This window comes from Paracoccus salsus, assembly GCF_021556615.1.
GTDB lineage: Bacteria > Pseudomonadota > Alphaproteobacteria > Rhodobacterales > Rhodobacteraceae > Paracoccus > Paracoccus salsus.
Genome location: NZ_JAKGGD010000001.1, coordinates 104,399 through 118,591, shown reverse-complemented (window position 1 = coordinate 118,591; position 14,193 = coordinate 104,399). Strand labels below are relative to the sequence as shown.

Sequence of the window (14,193 nt, the reverse complement as noted above, 5' to 3'; positions counted from 1 at the left end):
TATGCGATCAATCCGGAGATACCCCAAGCGCCTCCAGTGCCAGCCTGACGCGGGGCTGATAGGACTCGGGCAGCGCAAGCAGGGGTCTGGGCGGCAGCGCATCCGTGAGCCGCATCAGCCGGGCTGCGGCGTAGATCACGCGCAGGCTGCCGAATTCGCGAAAAAGGTCCCACAGAGGTGCGAAATCGGCGTTCAGCCTTGCGGACCCGTCCGCGTCGCCCGCGATCGCCGCGCGGCCAAGACGCAGGAACGGGTCGGGCAGCAACCCGGCCGCGACGCTGAAGAAGCTGTCGGCACCGGCCAGCAGCGATGCCATCGCGCCCCAGTCGCCGCTGTAGCCGATCACGAAACCGGCGGGCAGGGCGGCCCGCAGCCGGGCGATCTCGGCCGCGGGGTCATCATCGGCGGGCAGGGGCATCTTGACCGCGCAGACCGTCGGCAGCGTGGCCAGTCGCGCCAGCAACGACTGCGAGACCGTGAAATGCGTGGTCGAGGGGTTGTTGTAGATGCACAGCGGCACCGGCGTGGCCTCGGCCACAGCGGCGAAATGCGCGAAGACCTCGTCCTCGGTCAGCGGGGTATAGCTGACCGGGGCCAGCAACAGCCCGTCCGCGCCCGCGCCTGCCGCGTGCCGGGCCAGCAGGATGGCATCATCCGTGCGCAGCGCACCCACGCCGCACATCAGCGCCACCTTGCCCCGCGTCCGCGCCACCGCGAGTTCCAGGACGCGTTGCCGCTCGGCGAGGGTCAGATAGGCATAGCCGCCAGTGCTGCCCAACACCCCGATCGCATCCACCCCGGACCGGACGAGCCTGTCCAGCAGGCCCTCCAGCGCCGCTTGCCGGACCTGCCCCTGGGGACTGGTCGGGGTGATCGGAAAGGCGGATATGCCGTGAAAGACTGTCATGCCGGCGTCCTGTCGGCTGGCCGAGCCGGCCGCTTCGGCCCGTTTCTGCGCGGCGGCGCTATTTGCGCCAGCGGTCGAGTTGCACGACCTCGCCCTTGCCCGGCGCCGCGCCCTCGGGGCTGTCGTCGCCGTTGCCCTCATCCTCGACCTGGATCTCGCCCTCGTCCTCGTCGTCGCTGTCCTGCGTTTCGAATCGCAGGCCGAACTCGACCGAGGGATCGACGAATGTGCGAAGCGCGTCGAAGGGGATCCGGAGAGGTTCCGGAGAATTGCCGAAATTCAGCGTGATGGTGAAGCCCTCGTCGTCGATCGACAGGTTTTCGAACCAGCTCTGGATGACGATGGTCATCTCTTCGGGGTAGCGCTCGCGCAGCCAGTCGGCCATCTCGACGCCCTCGTCGCGCGTATCGAAGGTGATGAAGAAATGATGGTCGCCCGGCAGTCCGTCGCGGGCCACGCCCTGAAGCACGTTCGCGATGAGTCCCTGCATCGCGCGATGCATCATTCCGCCATAATCGATTCCGGACCGCGCCATGCTGTCACCCCTGCCTGCTGAAGGCCAGCATAGGCATATGCGGGGCGATGAAAAGGGGCGGCCTGCGGCAAAAGGGCCGAATCTGCGACGCAGGGCGCCGGGTCGCTGCCGTAAGGTAAGGAGAGGGGAAAGTGCAGGATTCTGTTGCCAGGCTCCTGCGGGCCCCGCCTTACGCCGCTAAGCGCAAGGAGTTAGGTTTCGGTTACCCGAGCTGCTTACGCAGCCAGAGCGACCGGAGCACGGTTGTCGTTGGCAACTGTACAATTTGCACCGATGACGGTGGTAGCTCACCGGGACAAAGCAAACCCCTTTAGACGTTCGTCGATCCTGTTTCGGCCCCATGGTCCCCCAACGAGGGTGATCTGGTGGAGCCGCCGGGTACCGCCCCCGGGTCCGATCCGCGTATTACGAGCGCGTTTATGTCCATAGTCCGGCTTGCACCGGACAAGACCAATATAGGGTCCGGGTCGTCACGCTGCAAGCCGTGGTCACGGCTTGAGATAGACAAAACCCTCAGTCTGCAGCTTGGCAAGCTCGGCGACGCCGGAAGGCACGATATCCTCGGGCCAGACATCGAACAGATCCGCATCCGGGTCTATGTCCCGCGACGTCAGCGTGTTGTTGCAGACCTGAAAGCGCACACCGTCGTTCTTGAGCCCGGCGATCAGGCCTTGCAATTGCTGATTGTCCGTCGCCTTCGCCACCAGCTCAAGGCCGTTGCCATGCATGACGACCCGCAGCTCCAGATTGGTCTTGCCGACCGCGTTGATGTGGTTGCGCATGTTGTTGAGCGCGCCCTTGTAGCCGCTGCCGTCTTCGCCGCCGCTTTCGTTGATGTGATAGACGACCTTTTGCGGTTCGTATCCGCTCTGGGCGGCGGCCGGCGGGCCCGCAATGGCCCATATCGCAGCGGCCGCAAGGGCAATCTTTCTGATCACGCGCATTCCTGTTCCTCCCTGTTCCACGCTCGCATCTCCGCAGATCGCGGCGCCTGAATCAAGCTTTTCGCTGGCGGGCCGGACATCGAGCCGTTAACCGGACCGGCAGGAGGACGTCATGCGATCGTTGTTTCACCTTGCCATCCATGTCACCGATCTGGACGCGGCGCGGCGCTTTTACGGCGATGTGCTGGGATGCGCCGAAGGACGTTCGGCCGAGACCTGGGTCGATTTCGACTTCTTCGGGCACCAGCTGTCGCTGCATCTCGGACGTCCTTTCGCGACCAGCCGCACGGGCAAGGTCGGCGACCATAGGGTGATGATGCCGCATCTGGGCGTCGTGCTGCCCCTGGATGGCTGGCTTGCGCTGGCCGAGCGGTTGCGCGCCAGGGGCGTCGCGTTCGACATCCCGCCGGTCATCCGTTTCGAGGGCCAGCCCGGCGAGCAGCGGACGATGTTCTTTTTCGATCCGTCAGGCAATCCGATCGAGATCAAGGGGTTCCGTGATTTCGACGGGCTGTTCGCATCATGAGCGGATATGTCCTGCCACCGCCTGCGCAGCCTTCGGTGCCGGTCGCGGGAAACCAGGCGCGTTTTGCCGTCCGGCGAATCTTCTGCGTCGGTCGCAATTACGCCGAGCATGCCCGCGAAATGGGCCACGACCCCGACCGGGAACCGCCCTTCTTCTTCTCCAAGCCCACCGATGCGCTGCTGACCGACGGCGCCGAACTGGCCTACCCTCCGCTGACCGCGGACCTGCATTTCGAGGCGGAAATGGTCATTGCCATCGGGCAGGGAGGCACCGGCATCGCGCCCGGCGAAGCCCTGTCGCATGTCTGGGGCTGCGCCGCCGGCGTCGATTTCACCCGCCGCGACCTGCAGGCCGAAGCCAAGCGGCTTGGCCGACCGTGGGACATGGCCAAGGGTTTCGACGGATCGGCAGCCTGCGGCGCGCTGAACCCGGTCGCCCAAACCGGCGTGCCGACGCGCGGCGCCATCCGTCTGGAGGTCGATGGTGACCTGCGCCAGCAGGGTGATCTCGCGCAGATGATCTGGTCGGTGCCCGAGGTGATCGCCCATCTGTCGCGACTGGTGGCACTTGCACCCGGTGATCTGATCTATACGGGCACACCGTCCGGCGTCGGTGCCGTGGCGCGCGGCGAGACGATCCGGGTCGAGATCGAGGGCCTTTCCGCGCTGGCGGTGCGGGTCACGTGAAAAAGCCCCGTTGTCGGGGCTTTTCGTTGCGTTCCCGGGGGCGTGGTGTTCAGGCCGCCTTGTCGATGGCCGACTGATCCGATTCGATGAGTGCCGCGTGCAGCGCCTTGATCGCGGGTTTCATCACCTCGCGCTCGACGATGAACTGCACATCCACCTGTCGAGGCCCCTGGGTGGCTCCGATCGCCTCAAGCCCGTTATCGGCCAGAGCGTTCAGGCCACGGCTGAGAACCGAGAGGGTATTCAGATCGCGACCGACCGCCGCCACCATCGATATCGCGCGCGACGTCACCACGGCCGACGGGTATTTCGCCATCAGGTCCTTTTCGACCCGCCGCAGCACCTTCAGGCTGCTGTCGACGTAATGGGTGATCGTGTTCGCGTTCGACACCTTGGATACGATTCGCACGTCGTGGCGCGTCAGGATCGCGATGATTGTCGCGTCGTAGCCCTTGACGCCGACCATGTCCTGCTCGAACACCTCCAGCGCGAACAGGTCCAGCCCCGTGACGATCTCGACCGCCGGGCTTTCGGCGGGCTGGTCGTCGATCAGCGTGCCGGGATCGTCCGGCTCGAAGGCGTTGGTCACGCGCAGCGGCACACCGGATTGGCGCAGGGTCTTGGCGGCTTTCGGGTGGATGGCCTCCATCCCAAGGTTGGACAACTGGTCCGCCACATCGTAATTCGTGCGCCCCAGCTTGCGGACGGCATCCGCACCGACAAGCTTGGGATCGGCCGAACTGAGGTGGAATTCCTTGTGGATGATCGCTTCGCGTGCCCCGGTCAGCGCCGCCAGCCGCGAGAACGTCACCTCGGAATAACCGCGGTCGAATTCACGCATCAAGCCTTCGGCGCATTGCGCGTAACCGGTCACGATCGGCATTTCGGCCGCCGGATCGACGTCCTTCATGGCGCCTTCGATCCGCTCGTCCAGGCTGACATCGCCCTCGTCGCGCCAACCCGAAAGATCGACGAAGCGGGCGTTGACGCCGGCGCGTTGCAGCATCAGCGAGGTGACAAAGGCCGAATGCGCCTCGCCCAGGCCTGACAGCAATTCGCGTATCTGCAACATGTGCTCGGCCAGACGGAAATGCCCGTAGGAGCACAGGCGTTGCAGATCGATCAGGCAGTTGCGCGCGCCCAGCACCCGATCGCTGACAAAGGCTGTCGCACGCTCGATATCGCCGGCATGATCCAGCACGGCTTCGTGCGCCTTGACCATCGCGGTCTCGGCGCGGTCCAGCGCCTCGTGCCATCCGTGATCACCCTCGGCGCTTGCAAACGCCGCGTAGACGCCCGCCTCGCCGGATTTCTTGTGTTCAAGCAGCAGGTCTGTGATGCCGCCGAAGGCCGAGACCACGATGATGCGGTTGTACAGATCGGCACCCGTGCGGCCGCCGATCAGCAGGGTTTCACGCAACTCGTGCACCCGAGACATCGACGTGCCGCCGATTTTCTCGACCGTATGATGCTTCGGTGTGTCCGACATGGCTCAGGCCGTTTCCTGCGCCGGGGCGTAAGAGCCGTCCTCGCGGTGCACTTCGTTTCCGGTCACGGGCGGGTTGAAGCAGCAGGCCATCACCAGCTCTTCGTCGGCCCGCAAGGTGTGCTTGTCATGCAGGTTCAGCGCATACATCACGCCGGGCTTGATCTCATGCGTCTGGCCGGTCGCCAGGTCGGTGATCGAGCCGCGCCCCGACATGCAGTACACGCTCTCGAAATGATGCTTGTAGTGGAAGCTGTGCTCCGAGCCGGCCTTCAGCGTGGTGATGTGGAACGAAAAGCCCATTCCATCGTCGGCCAGCAGCATGCGCACCGAATTCCATTGGGCATCCGACACCGAGCGATCGGTGTCCTTGAGCTCGTTGAAATCACGAACAATCATATCGGTCACTCCGCAGCAATATGGGTCGTTTCAAGGATCTCGCGGGCGGATTCCATCAGGATGTCGAATCCCTTCTGGAAGATTTCCACCGGCGTCGTCAGCGCTGCAAGCACCTTGACCACCTGATCCTCGCTGCCCGAGGTCTCGATGATGAGACCCTTCTCGTAGGCGCGGGCGCAGATCTTTCCGGCCAGTTCACCCGAGCCGACATCGACGCCGCGCATCAGGCCGCGACCCTTCAGATAGGCGCCGGGGATCATCGTCACCAGTTCGCCCAGACGCGATTCGATCAGCTTGGCCTTTTCGGCCAGTTCGGTCTTGAACGAATCGTCAGCCCAGAATTTCTCGATCGCGACGCGCGCGGTCACGAAGGCATGGGTGTTGCCCCGGAACGTGCCGTTATGTTCGGCAGGCCCGAAGACGTCATGTTCGGGGCGCACCAGAACCAGCGCAAGCGGCAGCCCGAAGCCCGCGATCGATTTCGCCATCGGCACCAGATCGGGCACCACGCCCATCTCCTCGAACGAGAAGAACGTGCCGGCACGGCCGCAGCCGGCCTGAATGTCGTCGATGATCAGCAGCGCGCCATGCTTCTTGGCAATCTCGGCGATCTTGCGCACGAATTCGCCCGAGGCGGCATTCAGCCCGCCTTCGCCCTGGATCGTCTCCAGCATGATGGCTGCCGGGGCGTCGATCCCGCCCGAGGCATCGGACAGCATCTGATCCAGCAGCGCGGCGCCGTCGACGCCTTCGGCAAATCCGTCATAGGGCATGCGGGTGATACCCTGCGTATCCATGCCGGCGCCGCCGCGGTGATAGCTGTTCCCGGTCGCCGCAAGGGCGCCCATGGTCACGCCGTGAAAGCCGTTGGTGAAGGCGATGATGTTGGTGCGGCCGGTCGATTTGCGCGCGATCTTCATCGCCGCCTCGACGGCGTTCGCTCCGGTCGGGCCGGTGAACATCACGCGATGGTCCATTCCGCGCGGGGCGAGGATGTGACGCTCGAAGGCTTCAAGGAACCTGGCCTTGGTCGTGGTGTGCAGGTCCAGCCCGTGCGCGATCCCGTCGGCCGAGATGTGTTCGATCAGCGCCGCCTTCATGTCCGGATCGTTGTGACCGTAGTTCAGCGATGAGCATCCGGCGAGGAAGTCGATATAGTCGCGACCGTCCTCGCTGGTCATGATGGAACCCCGAGCGCTGCTGAAGACCGCAGGGATGCTGCGGCAATACGAGCGGGCTTCGCTTTCGCGTCGGGAGAAGATGTCGGTCGTCATAGCAGGCATGTCTTTCGGCATGAAAAGTCCTTCCGCACCATGTGCGTTTCAGAATTTCTGTTCATGAGAATCAGATTCAGACGGCGTCGGCGCTGTCGGGCGAGTCTTCTTCGGGCAGCGTGATCGTGACCTTGTGTTCGGTCGCGTGCATGCCGTCGAAATGCGTCTCGCGCTTGTAATGCGCCTCGTCCGACAGATCTCCGCCAACACGGTCCGCGAAGCTGCGGAACAGCGCCCAGGAGGCCTCGTTGTCCTTGGTTATCGTGGTGTTCAACTGCGAAGCTTCCGCGCAGGCTTCACGTCCGATCAGATGTTCCAGCATCTTGCTGCCCAGCCCAAGACCACGGGCCTTGGGGCTGACGGCAACCTGCCAGACAAACAGCGCATCCTCGTTGGGAATCATGTGACCGGAAACCCAGCCCACGATATCGCCGTCCATTTCGGCAACGACACAGGTTTCGCTGAAATGCTCTGCCTGCACCAGGTTGCAATACATGGAGTTCTCGTCCAGTGGCTTGCATTCGCGCACCAGCTCCCAGATGGCGCTGCCATCGGTGCTTTCGGGGGTGCGCAGGGTCACCGTCCGCGGACGCGGGGTCTCAATGTCAGACATGTCCTTGGGCATGCGATCTGATCCTCATTTGCTTCGCGTTACTAAGTAATAAGGACGCGCTGATGTTGCAACAGAATCCCGGATTTTTGTCTGAAAACAGCTAAATGGCTATGAATAATGGGGTTTTGGCAGGTTTTTTCGTCGCTGAGTGGCTTAAATCACTTAGTCAAGCAAAATATTTGCATGAGAAGCACCCCGGATTGCGCTCGTTCGCGCCCGCGGGCATGATCTGGCGATGACCGGACCCGACCCTGACCGTATCGATGACGCGCTGATCGCGCTGCGACGCATTCTGCGCGCGACCGAGCAATATGAGCGCGATCTGGCTCAATCGGTCGGCTTGACGCCCGCCAAGCTGCGCGTGCTGCAATTGCTGGCAGCACGGGACCGCAATGGCGCCACGCCGACAGCTTTGGCGCAACAGATGGGGGTCAGCCAGGCGACGGTGACGGCGTTGGTGGATCAGCTGGTCAAGCGTGGCTATGCAGCGCGTCACCGTTCCGCGTCCGACCGGCGCCAGACCGATGTGGTCGTGACCCAGGCCGGGGCGAGGGCGATGAACAACGCCCCGAATGCGCTGCAACAACAATTCGTGCAGGGCTTCGGTGCGATGGCCGACTGGGAGCAGGCGATGATGATCGCCACTCTCGAACGCGTGGCCGCATTGCTGAACGCGGGCGAGATCGACGCCTCGCCGGTTCTCGCCGCCGGTGATATCCGCATCGTTCGCCCACGCGCCAGAACGGCCGGGGCGCCCTGAAGGCCGAGCCTCACTCTGGATCCGCGTGGCCGGGTGCCTGATCCAGCGGTCAAGCTGGCGTCACACGGTGCCTGCGACGCGCATCAGCGTCTGCAGGCCGGTGGCGCAATGGCTGCGGACTTCTCCGTGGACAGCCCAGACATCCAGCTGGCAGATCGTCAGCGTCCGGCCCGGCTTGATCACCCTGCCGGTGGCCTCCAGCCGGTCTCCTCTGGCGGGGTTGATCAGGTTCAGCTTGAATTCGACCGTCAGGACCGAACTTTCATCGGGGAACAGCGTGAAACCGGCATATCCGCCCGCCGAATCCGCGATCGCCGACGTGCCGCCCGCATGAAAATAGCCGTGCTGCTGGGTCAGTTCAGGACGAAAGGGCAGGGTCAGCGTGACCAGGCCTCTGCGAATTTCGGACACGGATGCGCCCAGATGCGCCATCAGTCCCTGACGGTCGAAGCTGTCCCGGACCCGCCGCAGGACTGCCTCATCCAGTTCTGATCCGATCGGCATCGCGTGACCTCCCTGCATCCGCGCCCAGTCTGGCCTCGGGGTCGGCTCCGCGAAAGCCCGGAGCCGTTGCCATGACGCAAGGTCACGGAAATCACCGGAAGCCATGTCTGCCGAACAGCGGGCCCGGACGTCGCGATCCGATCGGCAGCACGGGGCGATCGATGATGCCCGCCCGCGGCTTTGTGCAAGGCGCGGGCCGGTGGCCGGCCCGCGCGGGTCAGGGCCTGACGCGGGCGACGGTCAGCGCCGCGCGGCGCGCAAGCGCAGACCGCCCTCGATCAGCAGGGCGGCAATGGCGATCTTGAACAGGTCGCCAAGGATGAACGGGGCGAAACCCGCCGCAAGCAGCTTGTCGCCGGGCACGAAACCCGACAACCATGCAAGGCCCGGCAGATAGATGGCGGCGAGGCCGGCCAGCATCGCCAGCACGCGCCCCGGCATGTCGCGACCCTGCGCGAGCCAGCCGGTCACGATCATCGCCAGCAGCATCCCGACCAGAAAGCCGCCGGTCGGCCCAGCCAGATAGGCAAGCCCGATGCCGCGCTCGGGCGAGCCGGCGAAGACCGGCATGCCGGCCATGCCCGCGGCCAGATAGGTCAGCATCGCGGCCGCGCCCACCCGGGGGCCCAGCACGGTCGCGATCAGCAGCACGGCCATTGTCTGCAGCGTCATCGGCACCGGCCAGAAGGGCACCTGCGTCTTGGCGCTCAGGGTGATCAGCGCCGCCGCGGCCAGCGTCAGACCGATGGCGCGGACGGGGCTGACGGCAAGCGTCAGGCGATTGATATGCTGCATAAGCTGTCCTTTCCGGCGGATCTCGAATCAGGTGTGATATGACCAGCATGACGCGGCTTCAACAATGCCCTTCTTCGCGGGTCTGTGTGGGCACCGCTTGCGGCGCGACCGCGTCGCGGGCGCCGGTCCTGTGCCGTCAGGCCCGGAACCCCGATGACAACGGGCTTGACCGATGACGGTGCTGGCGCCCGCATCCGGCCTGAAGGGCGACGGGTCGGTGCTCTCTGCGTGGATCGGCGCCTGGCTGCGTGTTCGCGGCCGATTCCACCCGTCACCGTCTCGGCGGGCCGCCGGAGCGTAGGTCGCGCCGGCCGGTTCATTTTCGGGGTGGTGCGGGTGAAGGGACTCGAACCCCCACGCCAAAGGCGCCAGAACCTAAATCTGGTGCGTCTACCAATTCCGCCACACCCGCAACGGACGCGCTTCTAGCAAAGCCGTGTCAGGGGCGCGAGGGAATTCTTAGCATTCCATATCGCCAAGGACGTCCGGCATCTGGTCGGGCAGATCGTCTGCGATCAGGCCCGGGCCAAAACGGCGCGCGGCGCCGGCATGCAGCAGCACGCCAAGGCTGGCCGCCTCCAGCGGCGGCAGGCCCCGGGCCAGAAGCCCGGTGATGATCCCGGCCAGCACGTCGCCCGCGCCCGCGGTCGCAAGCCACGGGATGTCGAATGCGGAGTGGACGACGGCCCGGCCCGGCAGGTCGGGGTCGTCGCGCGGCGGTTCCGCGATCACCGTGTCTGGCCCCTTCAGCAGGACGACCGCGCCGCTGCGCGCGGCAGCGTCGCGAACGGCATCGACCCTCGAAAAGGCCGGGCCGCGGTCTGGGTCCGCGTCCAGCCGCCTTGCCAGGTCGGGAAACAGCCGGGCGAATTCGCCGGCATGGGGGGTCAGGACGCAGCGGTCATGAAGCCCCTCGGTGCCACGCGCCGCCAGGGCCGTCAGAGCATCGGCATCCAGCACACAGGCCCGCCCCGAGGCCAGCAGTGCCGGCAACAACGCTTCTGCGCGATCGATGCCGCAGCCGGGGCCAAGGCAAAGCCCGGTGATCCGCCTGTCCTGCAACAGTCCGTTCAAGCTGGCGCCGTCGTCCACGCCACGCCGCATCAGCGCGTCGGGCGGCCCCAGATGCTCGATCAGCGCGGATTTCGGCGGGCCGATCGTGACCAGCCCCGCCCCGATCCGCAGTGCCGCCCGCGCCGCCAACCGCGCCGCGCCGCCTTGGCCAAGCCCGCCGGCCACGGTCAGCGCGTGGCCGTGGGCGAATTTGTGGCTGCCCGCGCCGTCCCTCTTGACCAGCCAGCCGGCGCGCCGGCCATTCTCGCCCACCGGATGGCGGGGATCGTCGATGTCGAACCGGGGCCAGATCGCGGTCAGGCTTGCGGGGCGCAGTCCGCGGCGCGGGGCAGGTTGCCGGATGCGCCAGGCCTGCAATCCGATATCGGCGATCACCAGCGCGCCACAGCAATCGGGGCCACGTTCCAGAAGGTGGCCCGGTTTGGGGCTGTCGAAGGAAACGGTCAGGGCGGCGCGCAGGTCGGGCCGGCCGGGCTGGCGCGGTTGACCGAGAACGGCGCCGCTGTCCATGCACAAGCCGCTGGGGCAGTCGACCGCGACAAGCCTTGCCCGATAGAACGCGCCGTCGCCGCCATGACCGCCCAGATGGCGCAGGATCGCAGCGATTTCGCCCTCGACCGGGCGCGTCAGCCCGGTGCCGAAGATCGCATCGACATAGAGATCGCTTTCATCGCGCCGCAGCTCGGCCTCGGTCAGCGGAAGGATCGGTCCGGCCTCGCGCCAGCGCCGCTTCATTTCGGCCGCGTCCGGGCCGGGCGTGTTCTGCATGCCCAGAACGCGGACCTGCCAGCGCGCCCGCTGCAGATGCCACGCGATCACGTAGCCGTCGCCGCCATTGTTGCCCGGTCCGCACAGCACGGTCGCGCGTCCCGGACGGGGCCAGTGCAGCCGAATCTGGTCGGCGACGGCGGCGCCCGCGCGCTCCATCAGTTGCAATCCTGTCACCTCTGGGCTGTCCATCGCGGCGGATTCGATGGCGCGCATTTGGGCGGTCGTCAGAATTTCCGTGCCGTTGAACATGAGTTATGCCTGATTATTGGTCAACATGGGCGAAACTTGTGCATAATCCTGCAGCAGGCGGGGCTGGTTGCCCGATCCGCCGCGTGCTTCATTTACCCCGCCCATGAAACCCGCCAATCAGACGTCAGGCAAGCCGCGAGGAAGGATCTATAGCGATGAAAAAGATCGAGGCGATCATCAAGCCGTTCAAGCTGGACGATGTGAAAGAGGCGCTTCAGGAAGTGGGCGTGCAGGGACTGTCGGTGACCGAGGTCAAGGGCTTCGGTCGCCAGAAGGGTCATACCGAACTTTATCGCGGCGCGGAATATGTGGTCGACTTCCTGCCCAAGGTGAAGATCGAGATGGTGCTGCCCGACGATCAGGTCGAGGCCGCCATCGACGCCATCGTGGGCGCGGCGCGGACCGAGAAGATCGGCGACGGAAAGATCTTCGTATCGTCCGTCGAGCAGTCGATCCGGATTCGCACCGGCGAAACGGGCGACGACGCGCTGTAACCGGCGCCGGAATCAATCGAGAAACTTCCGCGCCCGGCAGCCGCAGCAGCCGGGCAGCATTTACGAAGAAAGGGAAGAGATGGAAATCAAGGACGTCTTGAATCTCATGAAGGAAGAGGATGTCGCCTATGTCGATGTCCGGTTTACCGATCCAAAGGGCAGGCTTCAGCATGTGACACTGGATGTCGATCTGGTGGATGAGGAGTTCTTCGAGGAAGGCTTCATGTTCGACGGCAGCTCGATCGCGGGCTGGAAGTCGATCGACCAGTCCGACATGAAGCTGATTCCGGACCCGGCCTCGACCTATATCGACCCGTTCTATGCCGAAAAGACGCTGTGCGTGCATTGCAACGTGGTCGAGCCCGACACCGGCGAAGCCTATAGCCGCGATCCGCGCGGCACCGCCGTCAAGGCCGAGGCCTATCTGAAATCGTCGGGGATCGGCGATGCGGCCTATTTCGGGCCCGAGGCCGAGTTCTTCATCTTCGATGACGTTCGCTATTCGGTGACCCCGCAGAAGGTGGCCTATCAGATCGATGCCGTCGATGCCGCCTGGAACACCGACACGGAATACGAGATGGGCAACCAGGCCCACCGCGCCGGCCACAAGGGCGGCTACTTTCCGGTCAACCCCGTCGATGCGTCCCAGGACATCCGCGGCGAGATGCTGACCACCATGAAGCGCATGGGCATGAAGGTCGACAAGCACCACCACGAGGTCGCCAGCGCGCAGCACGAGCTGGGACTGATCTTCGGGTCGCTGACCGAGCAGGCGGACAACATCCAGAAATACAAATATGTCATCCACAACGTTGCCGCCGCCTATGGCAAGTCGGTCACGTTCATGCCCAAGCCGATGAAGGGCGACAACGGGTCGGGGATGCATGTCAACATGTCGATCTGGAAAGACGGCAAGCCGCTGTTCGCCGGCGACAAATACGCCGATCTGTCGCAGGAGGCGCTGTATTTCATCGGCGGCATCCTCAAGCATGCCAAGGCGCTGAACGCGCTGACCAACCCGGCGACCAACAGCTACAAGCGCCTGATCCCGGGCTTCGAGGCCCCGGTCCTGCGCGCCTATTCGGCCCGCAACCGGTCGGGCTGTGTCCGCATTCCGTGGACGGAATCGCCCAAGGCCAAGCGCGTCGAGGCGCGGTTCCCCGATCCCTCGGCCAACCCCTATCTGTGCTTTGCCGCGCTGCTGATGGCAGGTCTTGACGGCATCAAGAACAAGATCGATCCGGGTTCCGCCTCCGACAAGGATCTCTACGATCTGCCGCCCGAGGAGTTGGCCGAGATCCCGACCGTCTGCGGCAGCCTGCGCGAGGCCTTGGAAGAGCTGGAAAAGGACATGGACTTCCTGCTTGCGGGGGATGTGTTCACCCGCGACCAGCTGGAGGGATACATGGCGCTGAAATGGGAAGAAGTGTACGCCTACGAACACACCCCCCATCCGGTCGAATACCAGATGTATTACAGCTGCTGATCCTTCGGGGGACTGGGTCCACCAGATCGAAAGGGCGCCATCCGGCGCCCTTTTTCACGTCGATGCGGCCGGCGACACGAAAACCTCTCACCCCGTCACGACGCCGCGATCGGTGTAATGAACGCCGCTTCCGATCCGTATCCGCAATCAGGACCCCTTGAAGGTCTGATTATGAATCAAAAGGATGCGACCATGATCTCGAATTTTTCGACTTTGACTGCGCTTGCGCTGACGCTGGCCACCGCCTTGCCCGCTGCCGCCTATTACCAGCACGAGCGTCCCGATACCTACAAGTCCGTCGTCCATGACGTCATGGAGAAGTCCGTCGCTGCGGGCAGTATCCACAACGGCGCGGCACTTGCGCGGCTAGGGCTGAAGGCCGACGACGTGATTTCGATCACCGTCTTTCCTTCCAGCGGCCGGATCGATCCGCCGAGCCGCGGCGATCGTTAGAATCCGACCGGTGAGGCATGCCGTTGGCGCGCGCAGGCCGTCCTGCGCGCGCCGTTTTCCGTCCCGGCGGTGCTCTTTGGGCCGCGCCATCAACCCGGGCGACGTCAACCGCCCGGACATCGAGCCGTGGGCGGTCGGCAGAAAGGCTCTGCCCGGGATCAACGCCTTCGGCGACGATTCGGCCGTCAGCGCGTCGCCGCAAGATGCACGTGACAATGTGTTCCGGGCCACGCAACG

At 64.7% G+C, this 14,193-nt stretch carries 16 protein-coding genes, 1 tRNA gene and 1 other RNA gene; 6 read left to right on the top strand and 12 right to left on the bottom strand.

Annotated features, from left to right (window positions below):
• Window positions 1-7 precede the first annotated feature (7 nt).
• The 4 genes from L1965_RS00590 to L1965_RS00575 all read right to left on the bottom strand — a co-directional run bounded on the left by L1965_RS00590 (window position 8) and on the right by L1965_RS00575 (window position 2,386).
• On the bottom strand, window positions 8-907 hold the full coding sequence (locus L1965_RS00590; protein WP_235754468.1) for a dihydrodipicolinate synthase family protein: 900 nt from the start codon (window positions 905-907) through the stop codon (window positions 8-10).
• Window positions 908-965: 58 nt separating this feature from the next.
• Window positions 966-1,442 (bottom strand): SspB family protein, encoded by a 477-nt coding sequence (locus tag L1965_RS00585; RefSeq protein ID WP_235754467.1) that lies wholly within the window; start codon window positions 1,440-1,442, stop codon window positions 966-968.
• A 130-nt stretch (window positions 1,443-1,572) separates the two neighbouring features.
• Window positions 1,573-1,927: a transfer-messenger RNA gene (ssrA, locus tag L1965_RS00580) on the bottom strand.
• Window positions 1,928-1,930: 3 nt separating this feature from the next.
• The gene (locus tag L1965_RS00575) at window positions 1,931-2,386 is read right to left on the bottom strand and encodes a DsrE family protein (protein ID WP_235754466.1); all 456 of its coding nucleotides are present in this window, start codon (window positions 2,384-2,386) and stop codon (window positions 1,931-1,933) included.
• 112 nt (window positions 2,387-2,498) lie between these two features.
• Here L1965_RS00575 and L1965_RS00570 point away from each other — a divergent pair, with 112 nt between their 5' ends.
• Both L1965_RS00570 and L1965_RS00565 read left to right on the top strand, forming a co-directional pair.
• On the top strand, window positions 2,499-2,912 hold the full coding sequence (locus L1965_RS00570; protein WP_235754465.1) for a VOC family protein: 414 nt from the start codon (window positions 2,499-2,501) through the stop codon (window positions 2,910-2,912).
• Window positions 2,909-3,598 (top strand): fumarylacetoacetate hydrolase family protein, encoded by a 690-nt coding sequence (locus L1965_RS00565; protein WP_235754464.1) that lies wholly within the window; start codon window positions 2,909-2,911, stop codon window positions 3,596-3,598. The genes L1965_RS00570 and L1965_RS00565 overlap by 4 nt, the downstream gene beginning before the upstream one ends.
• A gap of 49 nt (window positions 3,599-3,647) precedes the next feature.
• Here the strand turns inward: L1965_RS00565 and L1965_RS00560 are convergent, their stop codons facing one another.
• Genes L1965_RS00560 through ectA form a run of 4 tightly spaced genes read right to left on the bottom strand, consistent with a single transcriptional unit; the run spans window position 3,648 to window position 7,382 of the window.
• Window positions 3,648-5,087 (bottom strand): aspartate kinase, encoded by a 1,440-nt coding sequence (locus L1965_RS00560; protein ID WP_235754463.1) that lies wholly within the window; start codon window positions 5,085-5,087, stop codon window positions 3,648-3,650.
• A gap of 3 nt (window positions 5,088-5,090) precedes the next feature.
• Entirely contained in the window at window positions 5,091-5,483 is a 393-nt protein-coding gene (locus L1965_RS00555; protein ID WP_235754462.1) for an ectoine synthase, read from the bottom strand.
• Window positions 5,484-5,488: 5 nt separating this feature from the next.
• Window positions 5,489-6,778, bottom strand: a complete 1,290-nt coding sequence (gene ectB, locus L1965_RS00550; protein ID WP_235754461.1) for a diaminobutyrate--2-oxoglutarate transaminase — start codon at window positions 6,776-6,778, stop codon at window positions 5,489-5,491.
• A 55-nt stretch (window positions 6,779-6,833) separates the two neighbouring features.
• Window positions 6,834-7,382, bottom strand: coding sequence for a diaminobutyrate acetyltransferase (ectA, locus tag L1965_RS00545; RefSeq protein WP_439332030.1), 549 nt, complete (start codon window positions 7,380-7,382; stop codon window positions 6,834-6,836).
• A 223-nt stretch (window positions 7,383-7,605) separates the two neighbouring features.
• Between ectA and L1965_RS00540 the strand changes: the two genes are divergently transcribed.
• Window positions 7,606-8,130, top strand: a complete 525-nt coding sequence (locus L1965_RS00540; protein ID WP_235754459.1) for a MarR family winged helix-turn-helix transcriptional regulator — start codon at window positions 7,606-7,608, stop codon at window positions 8,128-8,130.
• Window positions 8,131-8,190: 60 nt separating this feature from the next.
• Here the strand turns inward: L1965_RS00540 and L1965_RS00535 are convergent, their stop codons facing one another.
• The 4 genes from L1965_RS00535 to L1965_RS00520 form a co-directional block, all read right to left on the bottom strand.
• On the bottom strand, window positions 8,191-8,634 hold the full coding sequence (locus tag L1965_RS00535; RefSeq protein ID WP_235754458.1) for a PaaI family thioesterase: 444 nt from the start codon (window positions 8,632-8,634) through the stop codon (window positions 8,191-8,193).
• Window positions 8,635-8,874: 240 nt separating this feature from the next.
• Window positions 8,875-9,429 (bottom strand): biotin transporter BioY, encoded by a 555-nt coding sequence (locus tag L1965_RS00530; RefSeq protein WP_235754457.1) that lies wholly within the window; start codon window positions 9,427-9,429, stop codon window positions 8,875-8,877.
• A gap of 328 nt (window positions 9,430-9,757) precedes the next feature.
• Window positions 9,758-9,841, bottom strand: a tRNA-Leu gene (locus L1965_RS00525).
• Between the two features lie 47 nt (window positions 9,842-9,888).
• Window positions 9,889-11,523, bottom strand: a complete 1,635-nt coding sequence (locus L1965_RS00520; protein ID WP_235754456.1) for an NAD(P)H-hydrate dehydratase — start codon at window positions 11,521-11,523, stop codon at window positions 9,889-9,891.
• Window positions 11,524-11,678: 155 nt separating this feature from the next.
• On the opposite strand from L1965_RS00520, the gene L1965_RS00515 reads away from it, so the two are divergent.
• The 3 genes from L1965_RS00515 to L1965_RS00505 all read left to right on the top strand — a co-directional run bounded on the left by L1965_RS00515 (window position 11,679) and on the right by L1965_RS00505 (window position 13,956).
• Complete coding sequence (locus L1965_RS00515) at window positions 11,679-12,017, top strand: P-II family nitrogen regulator (protein WP_235754455.1); 339 nt, start codon at window positions 11,679-11,681, stop codon at window positions 12,015-12,017.
• A 79-nt stretch (window positions 12,018-12,096) separates the two neighbouring features.
• Window positions 12,097-13,503: a type I glutamate--ammonia ligase gene (gene glnA, locus L1965_RS00510; protein WP_235754454.1), complete on the top strand. Its 1,407-nt coding sequence runs from the start codon at window positions 12,097-12,099 to the stop codon at window positions 13,501-13,503.
• A 192-nt stretch (window positions 13,504-13,695) separates the two neighbouring features.
• Window positions 13,696-13,956: a hypothetical protein gene (locus L1965_RS00505; protein ID WP_235754453.1), complete on the top strand. Its 261-nt coding sequence runs from the start codon at window positions 13,696-13,698 to the stop codon at window positions 13,954-13,956.
• The last annotated feature ends 237 nt before the right edge of the window (window positions 13,957-14,193 follow it).

Bases quoted from the DNA above. Each gene is read 5' to 3' on its own strand.
- L1965_RS00520 (WP_235754456.1), bottom strand. From the start codon at position 11,523: ATGTTCAACGGCACGGAAATTCTGACGACCGCCCAAATGCGCGCCATC.
- L1965_RS00575 (WP_235754466.1), bottom strand. From the start codon at position 2,386: ATGCGCGTGATCAGAAAGATTGCCCTTGCGGCCGCTGCGATATGGGCC.
- L1965_RS00515 (WP_235754455.1), top strand. From the start codon at position 11,679: ATGAAAAAGATCGAGGCGATCATCAAGCCGTTCAAGCTGGACGATGTG.
- L1965_RS00570 (WP_235754465.1), top strand. From the start codon at position 2,499: ATGCGATCGTTGTTTCACCTTGCCATCCATGTCACCGATCTGGACGCG.
- L1965_RS00535 (WP_235754458.1), bottom strand. From the start codon at position 8,634: ATGCCGATCGGATCAGAACTGGATGAGGCAGTCCTGCGGCGGGTCCGG.
- L1965_RS00530 (WP_235754457.1), bottom strand. From the start codon at position 9,429: ATGCAGCATATCAATCGCCTGACGCTTGCCGTCAGCCCCGTCCGCGCC.
- L1965_RS00540 (WP_235754459.1), top strand. From the start codon at position 7,606: ATGACCGGACCCGACCCTGACCGTATCGATGACGCGCTGATCGCGCTG.
- L1965_RS00560 (WP_235754463.1), bottom strand. From the start codon at position 5,087: ATGTCGGACACACCGAAGCATCATACGGTCGAGAAAATCGGCGGCACG.
- L1965_RS00505 (WP_235754453.1), top strand. From the start codon at position 13,696: ATGATCTCGAATTTTTCGACTTTGACTGCGCTTGCGCTGACGCTGGCC.
- L1965_RS00565 (WP_235754464.1), top strand. From the start codon at position 2,909: ATGAGCGGATATGTCCTGCCACCGCCTGCGCAGCCTTCGGTGCCGGTC.
- L1965_RS00585 (WP_235754467.1), bottom strand. From the start codon at position 1,442: ATGGCGCGGTCCGGAATCGATTATGGCGGAATGATGCATCGCGCGATG.
- glnA (WP_235754454.1), top strand. From the start codon at position 12,097: ATGGAAATCAAGGACGTCTTGAATCTCATGAAGGAAGAGGATGTCGCC.
- L1965_RS00555 (WP_235754462.1), bottom strand. From the start codon at position 5,483: ATGATTGTTCGTGATTTCAACGAGCTCAAGGACACCGATCGCTCGGTG.
- ectB (WP_235754461.1), bottom strand. From the start codon at position 6,778: ATGCCGAAAGACATGCCTGCTATGACGACCGACATCTTCTCCCGACGC.
- L1965_RS00590 (WP_235754468.1), bottom strand. From the start codon at position 907: ATGACAGTCTTTCACGGCATATCCGCCTTTCCGATCACCCCGACCAGT.
- ectA (WP_439332030.1), bottom strand. From the start codon at position 7,382: ATGCCCAAGGACATGTCTGACATTGAGACCCCGCGTCCGCGGACGGTG.